Source organism: uncultured Rothia sp., from assembly GCF_963544205.1.
GTDB lineage: Bacteria > Actinomycetota > Actinomycetes > Actinomycetales > Micrococcaceae > Rothia.
Map to the genome: position 1 here is coordinate 25478 of NZ_CAUUDY010000007.1, position 12002 is coordinate 37479.

General features: G+C 61.4%; 9 protein-coding genes. 1 reads left to right on the forward strand and 8 read right to left on the reverse strand.

What is annotated here, in order from left to right; all coding sequences use genetic code 11:
* Positions 1 to 182: 182 nt before the first annotated feature.
* The 3 genes from dapA to dapB form a co-directional block, all read right to left on the reverse strand.
* Positions 183 to 1118, reverse strand: a complete 936-nt coding sequence (dapA, locus tag RWZ58_RS05105) for a 4-hydroxy-tetrahydrodipicolinate synthase (protein WP_314657883.1) — start codon at positions 1116 to 1118, stop codon at positions 183 to 185.
* Between the two features lie 225 nt (positions 1119 to 1343).
* Positions 1344 to 2006, reverse strand: coding sequence for a tetratricopeptide repeat protein (locus tag RWZ58_RS05110; RefSeq protein WP_314657884.1), 663 nt, complete (start codon positions 2004 to 2006; stop codon positions 1344 to 1346).
* A 9-nt stretch (positions 2007 to 2015) separates the two neighbouring features.
* A complete protein-coding gene (gene dapB / locus RWZ58_RS05115; protein ID WP_314657885.1) occupies positions 2016 to 2786 on the reverse strand; it encodes a 4-hydroxy-tetrahydrodipicolinate reductase in 771 nt (256 codons plus the stop codon).
* 252 nt (positions 2787 to 3038) lie between these two features.
* Between dapB and RWZ58_RS05120 the strand changes: the two genes are divergently transcribed.
* Positions 3039 to 4991, forward strand: coding sequence for an acyltransferase family protein (locus tag RWZ58_RS05120; protein ID WP_314657886.1), 1953 nt, complete (start codon positions 3039 to 3041; stop codon positions 4989 to 4991).
* Positions 4992 to 5183: 192 nt separating this feature from the next.
* On the opposite strand, the gene RWZ58_RS05125 is transcribed toward RWZ58_RS05120, so the two are convergent.
* From RWZ58_RS05125 to RWZ58_RS05145, 5 genes are all read right to left on the reverse strand, one after another.
* A complete protein-coding gene (locus RWZ58_RS05125) occupies positions 5184 to 6515 on the reverse strand; it encodes a pitrilysin family protein (protein WP_049341706.1) in 1332 nt (443 codons plus the stop codon).
* A 210-nt stretch (positions 6516 to 6725) separates the two neighbouring features.
* On the reverse strand, positions 6726 to 8945 hold the full coding sequence (locus RWZ58_RS05130) for a polyribonucleotide nucleotidyltransferase (protein ID WP_314657887.1): 2220 nt from the start codon (positions 8943 to 8945) through the stop codon (positions 6726 to 6728).
* A 385-nt stretch (positions 8946 to 9330) separates the two neighbouring features.
* A complete protein-coding gene (gene rpsO, locus RWZ58_RS05135; RefSeq protein WP_005507098.1) occupies positions 9331 to 9600 on the reverse strand; it encodes a 30S ribosomal protein S15 in 270 nt (89 codons plus the stop codon).
* A gap of 268 nt (positions 9601 to 9868) precedes the next feature.
* Complete coding sequence (locus RWZ58_RS05140; protein ID WP_314657888.1) at positions 9869 to 11275, reverse strand: amino acid permease; 1407 nt, start codon at positions 11273 to 11275, stop codon at positions 9869 to 9871.
* A gap of 252 nt (positions 11276 to 11527) precedes the next feature.
* On the reverse strand, positions 11528 to 11866 hold the full coding sequence (locus RWZ58_RS05145) for a hypothetical protein (RefSeq protein WP_313968683.1): 339 nt from the start codon (positions 11864 to 11866) through the stop codon (positions 11528 to 11530).
* Between the last annotated feature and the right edge of the window lie 136 nt (positions 11867 to 12002).

Consider the following 12002-nt stretch of genomic DNA (forward strand, 5'->3'; position numbering starts at 1 on the left):
GAGCCGAATAGTTGGGCGGTAAACCGCGACAATACGCCAGAGCGGACCCCTCACCTAGTGTTAGGTGTGGAGTCCGCATCCGTTGGCTACATCACTCGCCCCGAAAGCGGGGCGTAGGGTAGCCGAATTCCTCTATATATACGCTCCCGACGCTATTGCGTGCGCCGGGTATGCGTCAAAGTTTAGGAGTTCTTGAGGGTGTGAGCGATGCTCGAGGAGAGCAGGTCAGCTCGCATAGCCTGTGCCACCTCCGGCTCGGAGAGTACGTGCGGCAGGCGAACGACGGGCTCATCCAGCACACCCTGCCAGGAAAGAATTTCCTTGGCGGCAACGCAACCGGGCGCACGGCCCATAGTTGCGCGGACAATCGGAGTCAGTTCCAGGTGCAGACGCTGCGCCTCCACCAAATCCTGTGCAACAACAGCATCAATCAGGGCACGGAAAAGTGCGGGTGCCACATGTGCGGTCACCGAAACGAGGCCGACGGCGCCCATTGCCATCCAGGGAAGGGTCAGTCCGTCGTCGCCGCTGTAGTAGTGCAGGTCGGTGGTTGCCATGACTTCGGTTGCGGCACCGAAGTCTGCCTTGGCGTCTTTCACCGCTACAATACTATCAATTTCTGCAAGGCGACGGTAGGTTTCGGGTGCGATGGGGATGCCCGCACGACCCGGAATATCGTACAGCATGACGGGGGTCTCAGTTGCTTGAGCAACGGTCGCAAAATGGGCGTAGACACCCGGCTGAGTCGGTTTGTTGTAGTAGGGGGTCACGACCAGCAGGCCGTCCACACCAATCTTTTCGGCGCGATGCGCCAGCTCAATAGTGTGCGCGGTGTCATTCGAACCAACACCGGCAATAATCTTCGCGCGAGAGCCGACGGTGTCCTTCACGATCTGGAAGACGCGCTCGTTCTCATCATCGGTCATGGTGGAGTATTCACCGGTGGTACCGCAGACCACCAGGCCGTCGTGGCCGTTCTCCACAAGGTAGTTCGCCAGGTCCGCGACCTGCTTTTCGTTAACGGAACCGTCCTTGGCGAAGGGAGTCACCATTGCAGTCAGGAGGCGACCGAAGACAGGTTCAACAAAAGTACCGGGGTTCGAAAGGTTCTCAGACATATGTCCAGAGTACGCCCGAAATGCAGATTTTTGCTACAGGACGCATAAGTTTTCATACGTGTTCTACTATTCGGACTCTTTCAAACCCGCGGTACTTTCGCTGAGGTTCACCCCCAGAAGCTATGAACACAGTGGCTATGAAACCGGGCCCATATCCTCGGTACTATCCATCAACCCCACACCGAAAGTAAATGCGGCATTGAGGATGGATTGCATCGCTAGCGCCTAACGCATGCCCTTCGCCTGGCCGCCCGAACGCAATGACCATGCGTTACGCATCGCCGCACGGGCACGCTTGCGCTCGCCGCCGGCATCGTACATGCACGCCAGGTTGAACCAGGCCTTCCAGCTATTCGGGTCCTGCTCCACCGCCGCGGCGAAGCTCTCAAATTCCACCGCCGCAGCCTCACGATCCACACGACCCGCAGGGGTGCGCGGCAGGGTGTCCTCAGCCAGCTCGCCCGAAGCCGTCAGCTCCTGAGCCATACGCTGAATACGAGCACCAAAAAGCACCTCACGCACCAGCGCCCAGGCACCCAGAATCGGCAGCAGAATCATACCCGCGCCGAGCACAATGCCAGCCACCGAACCGGAGGTCAGCATCACAAAGCCCTGCTGCGCAATATGCACCAGGTACAGGGTCAACAGCGCGCAGGTCAGCGCCGCGAAGGTCTTGCCGAATCCGCCCGCATCCACCGTCACGAAGACGGCGCTAAAAATCAGCACGCCCAAAATAGAGGCACGCGCAGCAAGAGGCAGCGGCAGAATCAGCACGGTCAACACCATCAGCACACACGCGCAGACGGTCCACAGGCGCAGCGACGTCCACCAGGGGCTAGGAGCTTCGGAAGATACCTGCGAGTTCTCGGGTGAAGTCTGTTCAGACATAACGCTCCCCTACGACAAATCCATGTAGGCGTCCAAGCCCACGCTCAAACCGGGATGCGCCGCCACCTCGCGCACACCCAGCAGCACGCCGGGCATGAAGGAGGCACGGTCAAAGGAATCGTGACGAATCACCAGCTGCTGGCCGGGGTCACCCAGCAGAATCTCCTGGTGCGCCACCATGCCGCGCAGACGCACCGCGTGCACGTGAATATCGTCAATCACGGCGCCGCGCGAACCCAAAGGGTCGGAGGTGGTGGCGTCCGGGCTAGCACCCACGCCAGCCTCCGCGCGGGCGGCGGCAACCTTGCGGGCGGTGTGCACCGCGGTGCCGGAGGGGGCATCCACCTTGTTCGGGTGGTGAATCTCAATAATCTCTACCGACTCAAAGTAGCGTGCCGCCTTCGCCGCGAACTCGGTCGCCAGAATCGAACCAATCGCAAAGTTCGGGGCAATCAGCACGCCCACCTCGGGGTGCTCCGCCAGCAGCTCGCGCAGGGAGTCGAGACGCTCGGGGGTCCAGCCGGTAGTACCCACCACAGCGTGCATGCCGTGCTCCACCGCGAAGCGCACGTTCGCCTCGGTGGATTCGGGAACGGTCAGGTCAATAACGATTTCTGCACCGGCGTCAACCAGTTCCTGCAGGTCGTCGCCGCGGCCCAGCGCCGCCACCAGGTCCATGTCTGCGGAGGTGTTGACGGCGCGCACCGCCTCAGAACCCATACGGCCCGCGGCACCAAGTACCGCTACCTTCCAGATTTTTTCGTTACCCTCGTGGGCCATCTTCTCTCCTCCGTAACTTATGAGCACCCCGACGATGGGGCAGACGCTGTGACGTACAGCCTCTATTATCCCCCGTGTGGGCGCAGTTCACGCCATCACACACACGAGATGAGATACCCTGCAGAACCTCAGCAGTATAAAAACAAAATCTTATATGCGTCATATACGGGCATTTATCCGTCATCTAAAGATAGCAACCATATAATTAGGAAGTATTTCTATAATTTCCGTCCTACGGAGTACACAGACAGTATGAAGTCCCTCTTTACCACCTCCGTGCGTCCAGATGAGGCTAACCGGCGTTATATTCTGCCGGGTCTGGACGGCCTGCGAGCAATCGCTGTGCTCCTCGTGATGGTGTACCATTTCTGGCCCACCGTACTACCCGGCGGCATGATTGGCGTGGATATCTTCTTCGTCATCTCCGGCTTCCTGATTACCTCTCTGCTTCTGCGGGAGGGTGCGCTCACCGGCAAAATTGCCCTGGGCAGCTTCTGGATTCGCCGTGCCCGCCGACTGCTTCCCGCCATTACCCTGCTGATCCTGGTCATGGGACCGGTCAGCCTGCTCATTGGCGGCGATATTCAGGTGAACCTGGGCCGTCAGCTTGCCGGTGCGGCGACCTTCTCGTCCAACTGGATTTCCATTTTTGCCGGTAACGACTACTTCGCACAGACCTCCCCGGAGCTCTTCACGAACTTCTGGTCGCTGGCGGTGGAAGAACAGTTCTATGTGGTCTGGCCGCTGCTGATTGTTGCGGCTGGCCTGCTGCTGCGCCGCCACTGGCGTCGTTTTAGCGTGGTCATGGTGCTGGGCATTCTTGCGTCACTGAGCGTTGCTACCGCTCTTCTGATGTCCGGCGCACCCATCAGCCGCGTCTACTACGGCACCGACACCCACCTCTACGGCCTGCTCCTCGGTGCCCTGTTGGCGTTCGCGCGCCCCTGGTCGCTGTACCCGCCGCTGCAGCAGTCCGTGCTGTACCGCGTGGCTCAGCCCTTCGGCCTGGTCGCGTTCGCCCGCGTCATGATCAGCTGGCTGTCCCTGTTCGCGCTGATTCCCTACGCAATTCTGGTTCCCGAGTCGGCACCCGGTGCGATTCCCTGGGGCCTGTTCGGCGCCTCCCTGCTGGCACTGGGCGTGATTCAGGGCATGCTGCCTGACATGCTCGCTGGCGCCTCCGAGATGTTGCGCCGCCTGCTGAACTTCGCGCCCCTGCGCTGGGTGGGTGAACGCTCCTACGGCCTGTACCTGTGGCACTGGCCGCTCGCCGTGGTCATGCACTACCTGCTGGGTGCGGACCGTTCCCCGCTGGTGAACGTGGGTGTGCTGGTGGCTACCTTCGCAATTGCGGAGATGTCGTACCGCTGGGTTGAGACCCCGATTCGCCGCTACGGTTTCCGCGGTAGCGCTAACCGTGCGGTGGCGGCTTTCCAGTCCTCGCGCACCAAGTTCCTGCCGGTTTCGGTAGTCCTGGCTGTTGTTGTGGCGGCAGCGTCGACCGGTCTGGCGGTGCACACCGCTCCCGCTATGACCGCAGCCCAGCAGTCCGTTGAGGACGGCAAGCGTGCCGCCGCTGAGCGTCTGAAGGCACGCCAGGAGGCACAGGCGGCGAGCGCGTCAGCTAACCCGAGCGCGTCGGCTGCGGGCATGGACGCGAAGGCTTCGGCAAGCCCCTCCGCGTCGAAGGCTACAACCGGTTCGGTGAACTCTTCGCAGGTGACCATTGTGGGTGACTCCATCGTGGTGGCGGTATCCCCCGAGCTGTACGACAAGATGCCCGAAGCATCCATCGATGCGGCGGAGGCACGCACCATCGCCAAGGCTCTGCCGATTATTAAGTCCATGGGCGCCAACGGCCAGATCCGTAAGACCTTCGTGCTGTCGGTGACCGCGAACTCGACCATTCTGGACGGTCAGCTCGACGAGGTTCTGGCGGCTATGCCCGCCGATTCTAAGCTGGTGCTGGTCACCGGTTACGGCCCGCGCAACCTGACCTGGATTGACTACTCGAACGGTAAGATTCGCGAGTTTGCGGCTCAGCACTCTGACCGCGTGATCATTGCGGATTGGAACTCTACGATCCGCCAGGCTCTGCAGACTCAGAGCGGTCTGCTCTCCTCCGACGGTGTTCACCCGGAGGCCGCCGGTCAGGAGCTCTACGCACAGGTTCTGATGGAAGCTATCGCCAAGGCGCAAAAGTAGTACTGCTCAGAAGTAACGCGCTGGGGTAGCTCTCAGCGGTAGCTTTTCGGGTTCTGCCGCCTCATGCTGAGCGTCAAGAGCATCAGCGGCAGAGCGCCCGTAAGCGCTGCTTCAGACAAAGAAAATGCCCGTTCCCTCCCCCTCAGTTGGGGTGTGGGAACGGGCATTTTTGTGCTTCATGAGCGTTGAGAGTTAGCGCACGATGGTGGTAATCATCTGCTGCTCACCCAGGTACGCCGCCAGGTCGCGGACCTCTTCCAGGGAGACCGCGCGGATCTTCTCCAGCAGCTCGTCGGTGCTGGTGAACAGACCGGAATCCAGTTCGGCACGGCCCAGGCGGGACATGCGCGAACCCGAATCCTCGCTACCAAGCACGGTGGATCCAGCCAGCTGACCGCGGACCTTCGTCAGCTCCTCCTCGGTAATACCGGCGGTGGCGAGCTTATCGAACTCGTAGCCCATGACCTCGCGCACCTGCTCGGTCTTGGCGGGTAGGCAACCCGCGTACATGCCGAAGTAGCCGGCATCCGAGTACGCGCCAGAGAACGCGAACGTGCTGTAGGCGAGGCCGCGCTTCTCGCGAATCTCCTGGAATAGGCGCGAAGACATGCCCGCGCCGAACGCGCTGGTCAGCACGCTCATCGCGTAGCGGCGGTCGTCGCCGGCGATAATGCTCGGGCAGCCCATCACAATGTTGGTCTGCTCGAAGCCCTTCTCCACCTCGCGCAGCTCGCTCAGCGGCACAATGCCGCTGTCGGTACGCACGCGACGCGGAGCTGGTGCCACACCCTCCTGCAAGTTCCAGCCGTAGCGGGTCAGCGCCTCCAGCACGAGGCGGACCATGGTGCTGTGCTCCAGCGAACCGGCCGCAGAAATCACCAGGCGGTCCGGGGTGTAGTAGCGCTTGTAGTGCTCCCACACGGCGTCACGCGGCACCTCGGTAATCTCCTGCGGGGTACCGCCAATGGGGCGGCCCAGCGGGTTATCTCCCATGAGCTGCTCCACGAAGTTCTCGAAAGCCACGTCGGTCGGGTCGTCCTGGTCCATGGCGATCTCTTCGAGGATCACGCCGCGTTCCTGCTCCAGGTGAGCCGGGTCCAGCAGGGCGTTGGTGACCATGTCGGTGATGACGTCCACCGCCATGGGTGCGTCATCGTCGAGCACACGCGCGTAGTAGCAGGTGTGCTCCTTAGCGGTCAGGGCGTTAGATTCGCCGCCTACCGCGTCGAAGGAGGATGCAATGTCCAGGGCGGTGCGGGTGCCGGTGCCCTTGAACAGCAGGTGCTCCAGGAAGTGGGTGGAGCCGAGCATGCCGGGGGCCTCGTCGCGGGAGCCGACTCCCACCCAGAAGCCGATGGATACGCCGCGAGTACCGGGCATTTTTTCGGTAATCACGCGTACGCCACCGGGCAGGATGGAGCGGCGCACCTCGTTACCGCCTACACCCTCGTAGATGAGGCGGCCGTGCTCGTAGTTGAGCTCTTCGGCAATCGCCTCAAGCTCGACGGGCAGGGAAATAGACATAGAGAGAAGAACCTTTCAACAGGTACGTCTGAAGGTGAGCTCACCGTCCCGTTAGCAGTAGACAGTCCGGGAGTAGACAGTCCGGCTAATAGAGCGGGTGAGCGTCAGAAGATGCATACAAGCACAGCGAAGGGGCGCCCGGTGCATCCGGCGGGGAATGAACCGCACCGGGTGCGCCGAACGCCCCTCATCACTTAGCGGGGGTTACGACTACTCGTCGTCGCCGCCCTCAACGACCGGTGCGAGCGAGAGCTTGCCGCGGTCATCAATCTTGGTGATCTCCACCTGGACCTTCTGGCCCACGGAGACAACGTCCTCAGCGTCAACAACGCGCTTGCCGCCGTTGAGCTTACGCATCTCGGAGATGTGCAGCAGGCCGTCCTTACCGGGGGTCAGGGAGATGAACGCACCGAAGTCGGTCACCTTCACCACGGTACCCAGGTAGCGTTCGCCGACCTCGGGAACCTGCGGGTTAGCGATAGCGTTCACTGCCGAACGTGCAGCCTCGGCGGAGGGGCCGTCAGCTGCACCGATGTACACGGTGCCGTCGTCCTCAATGGAGATGTCTGCGCCGGTGTCTTCCTGAATCTGGTTGATCATCTTACCCTTGGGGCCGATGACCTCACCGATCTTGGCGACCGGGATCTTCACGGAAATAATGCGCGGTGCGAACTCGCTCATCTCGTCCGGTGCGTCAATCGCGCTGACGAGCACCTCGAGGATGTGCAGGCGAGCCTCACGTGCCTGGGTCAGTGCGCCAGCGAGCACGGATGCGGGGATGCCGTCGAGCTTGGTGTCCAGCTGGATAGCGGTCACGAACTCGGAAGTACCGGCAACCTTGAAGTCCATATCGCCCAGTGCGTCTTCCGCACCGAGGATGTCGGTCAGGGCTGCGTAGCGGGTCTCGCCGTCAACCTCGTCAGAGACCAGGCCCATTGCGATACCTGCAACGGGTGCGCGCAGCGGCACACCGGCGTTCAGCAGGGACAGGGTCGATGCACACACCGAACCCATGGAGGTCGAGCCGTTGGAGCCCAGAGCCTCGGAGACCTGACGGATTGCGTAGGGGAACTCTTCGCGGGAGGGCAACACCGGGGTGATTGCGCGCTCTGCGAGGGCACCGTGACCGATTTCGCGGCGCTTGGGCGAACCCACGCGGCCAGTCTCACCGGTGGAGTACGGCGGGAAGTTGTAGTGGTGGATGTAACGCTTGGACTTGACCGGGTGCAGGGAGTCCAGCTGCTGCTCCATCTTGAGCATGTTCAGGGTGGTGATACCCATGATCTGGGTTTCGCCGCGCTCGAAGAGAGCGGAACCGTGAACGCGGGGCAGGATTTCAACCTCAGCGGTGAGCTGGCGGATGTCGGTCAGGCCGCGGCCGTCGATACGGACCTGCTCGGTGAGGATGCGCTGGCGAACCACGTGCTTGGTCAGTGCAGCGAATGCTACGGAGACCTCGTTGGAGCGCTCTTCGAATTCCTTGCCTTCGCCGGTGAGAGCTTCCATGAGCTCTTCCTGCAGCTCGGCTGCCGCTGCTTCGCGTTCCTGCTTGCCAGCGATGGAGTACACCTCTGCCAGGCGGTCTGCTGCGAATGCTTCAACTGCTGCGTCGACGTCCTCGCCGTGGCCGCCGAAGAAGGGCAGGTCCAGGGCGGGCTTGCCTGCGCGAGCCACCAGGTCAGCCTGTGCCTTGCACAGTGCTGCGATGAAGGGCTTAGCAGCTTCCAGGCCCTCTGCAACGATCTCTTCGGTGGGAGCGGTCTGGCCGTCTTCCTTGATGAGCTTCCAGGAGTTGTCGGTTGCTTCAGCCTCAACCATCATGATGGCGACGTCTTCGGTACCGTCAGCCTTGGTGACGATACGACCTGCAACAGCCATGTCGAACACTGCGTTTTCCAGCTGGGAGTACTTGGGGAAGCAGACCCACTGGCCGTCAATCAGTGCCATGCGCACGCCACCGATGGGGCCGTTGAACGGCGCACCGGACAGCGAGGTCGATGCGGAGGCAGCGTTGATTGCGAAGGTGTTGTAAATTTCGTCCGGCTCGTAGGTCAGGACGGTGACAACGACCTGAACCTCGTTGCGGATGCCCTTGGTGAAGGCGGGGCGCAGCGGGCGGTCAATCAGGCGGGCTGCCAGGATTGCCTCGGTGCTGGGGCGGCCTTCGCGGCGGAAGTACGATGCGGGGATCTTGCCGCCTGCGTACATGCGCTCTTCCACGTCCACGGTCAGCGGGAAGAAGTCGAAGCCCTCGCGGGGAGACTTGCCGATTGCGGTTGCGGAGAGCAGGGTGGTCTCGTCATCGATGGTGACGAGGACGGAGCCAGCGGCCTGCTTTGCGAGGCGGCCGGTTTCAAAGCGCACGTGGCGCTTACCGTGAATGCCGTTGTCGATTTCGACTTCGGCAAACTTGATTTCGGGACCTTCCACGGTTCCTTCTTTCTTCTTGGTAGGCCGTACGGCGCACGAGTCGGCCTTCGATAGGAAACCACGGCACTGCTCCCCTACTTATGCCCGATTTTTATCGGCGAGGTTGTGGGGTGGTGTTGTTCCGTAATTCGCTACCGAGGACCGCGGCGTGTGTGCCGGTACGGCCCGTGTTCTTTCTTTCAGGCGGGGCGGCATCTTCTCACGTTGCCTAGCTTGGAATTCCAGTGTGGAATCTAGCCAGCGGAAGATGCGCCCCTCAACGCGGCAGTACGGACGCGCTGGCGCTACCCGCCTCCGGATTGGAGGGTTGGTAGTGCTGACAGCACGTCCGCACACACCGCCTAAAGGCGATTAATCACCACAAAAGCGTCAAGACGCTCCTGTTTTATCGGCGCAGGCCCAGGCGCTCGATCAGCGAACGGTAACGCTCGATGTCGACGCTCTTCAGGTAGCCGAGCATGTTGCGGCGACGACCAACGAGGATCATCAGGCCACGACGGGAGTGGTGATCGTGCTTGTGGAACTTCAGGTGCTCGGTCAGGTCGGCGATACGACGAGACAGAACTGCAATCTGAACCTCGGGCGAACCGGTGTCGCCCTCGTGGGTTGCGTATTCCTTGATGATTGCCTGCTTGACAGCGGGATCCAGTGCCACTTTTTAACTCCTAGAGTTAGTACCGCATACGTCCCGTACGGACGGTTGCCGCCGGGTGGTGGGCTTACGCCCTGTAATACACGTCGTCTACTGCGGACTGCAGACGCGTTCTTCCCATTCTACGCTACCGGGACGCTTTCGTGGAAGGGTGAGCAGAAGCCCGGCGGCAGGTAGCTCATCACACTACCGGTCGCCGGGCTTCACAGCCGGTTTCTTACACCGGTTTCTTACACCGGGCTCTCACACCAGCTCTACGTTTATTCGGTATTTATGCTTCAGCGCGAGCGCGCACCACCACGAGGCGGTAGTAGCCCAGCAGGAACAGGCACCAGATCGCGCCCATCACCAGCGCCAGCTGGGTGTCAGCGAAGAAGCCGAAGAGCACCACGATAAAAATCATGAACGCCAACGCCAGGTAGCTCAGCCACAGGGGCTGGCGTACCGGCTGTGGGTCAGTATCGGCGCCGCTACGCTTGAATGCGATGTGCGCCAGCAGAATCATGACCCACACGAATACGGTCGCGAAGGTTGCCAGGGAGGCGACCACCTCAAAGGCATTCTCGAAGAGGACATTCACGATCACGCCGACCGCCATAACCAGCACCATGATGAGGGTGGTCATCCAGGGTGCGCCGTTCTTCGTGACCTTCGCGAAGGATGCGGGGGCGAGGTTCTGCTTTGCCAGGCCGTACATCATGCGGCCGGCACCGTACACGTCCGCGTTCAGGGCCGAAATGGCGGCGGTAATGATGACCACGTTCAGAATCGAAGCAGCAGCCGGAATGCCCAGGCCCTCAAAAATCTGCACGAACGGCGAGTTCGCCTTGGTCACCGAGTACCAGGGGTACAGGGACATGATGACGGACAGGGTCAGAATGTAGAAGATGAGGATGCGGAACGGAACCGTGCGAATCGCCTTAGGGATTGAGGTGCGCGGGTCCTTCGCCTCACCGGCGGCAATACCGATGTTCTCGATACCACCGAAGGCAAACATCACCACGGTAAAGCAAGCGAGGAAGCCCGAGAAGCCATTCGCGAAGAAGCCGCCCTCAAGAGCCCAGAGGTTCGTGACCGAGGGCGCCACGGAGTCGTGCGCCTGCACGCCCACGAAGAGCAGGGCGATACCGCCAACAATCATGGCGATAATGGCGCTGACCTTCACGAGGGTGAACCAGAATTCGGTCTCACCAAACGCCTTGACCTTCGCCAGGTTAATGGCGAGCAGAATCAGCAGGACTGAAACAATCCAAATCCAGGATGGGCTGTTCGGGAACCAGAACTTCATGTACACGGCGAAAGCGGTGACGTCCGCGATGGCGACCAGCGCCATTTCCAGGGCGTAGGTCCAGCCGGTCACGAAGCCCGCCCAGCGTCCAAGGTAGCGGGTCGCGTATTCAGAGAACGCGCCGGAAACCGGGTGCGCCAGGGCGAGTTCGCCCATTGCGCGCATCACCATGAACACTGCCGCGCCGCCAATAACGTAGGCAAGCAGCACGGAGGGGCCCGCCAGCTGAATGGCGGATGCCGAGCCGTAGAACAGGCCCGTACCAATGGCGGAGCCGAGGGCGATGAACATAATGTGGCGCAGGGAGAGTCCACGCGCTAGCTGCGGGCTCTCAGAGGCAGCTGCCGCTACTCCCTGCTGTACCGGGGATGAGTCCGGGGTGATATTCATCTTCTTCTTTTCCTTTACCTCGTGGGGTGTACCCGCCGGTGGCGGGGAAACTTATCGGGTGGTGCCGCAGTTCAGCAGGTGGCTGAGAGCGGTACCGGTTGATTCACTCCCCATCGAGTGATGGGGCGTTACGCAGAAGGGGTTGCCTTCGCGCGTCGCCCCGGCGTACCCCCACCCGGCCGGTACGGCGGGAGGGAATACAAAAGACGGCGGGAAGGCAACGTTGCCTTTCCGCCGTCTTTGATGCAAAGACTACTTCTGTCGCTTACGTCCAATGACGATAGAGCACAGAGCGGTTGCAGCAGTCACGGTGTAGACTGCAGGCCACGCGCCAAGCTTCTTGGCGAGCGGATGAGCGGCGCCGAACGCGCCGAGGTATACAGCGGTGAGGAAGGTGGCACGGCCTGCGCCAGCCTTACGCTTCCAATTCTTGTAAGCCACGGCACCGCACAGTGCCAGGACAGCGCCACCGAGCGGGCGAACGCCAGTGCTGGTAGCAACCTTGTAGCCACCGAGCAGGCCGGTGACGGAGGCGAGAGTCGGACAGAACTTCACGACGTACTCCTCTGTGAGATCGGATAGTTTCCTCATTCATAGTACTCCACGACACACAGAATGTGTATTCACCGCGGTTAATATTTCTGCATTTCTCGCGGTTCAGGGGTATAACCGGGCGCAGAGACCGAGTGCAAAAGACCGGGGCGTGAACCCATCAGGTCCACGCCCC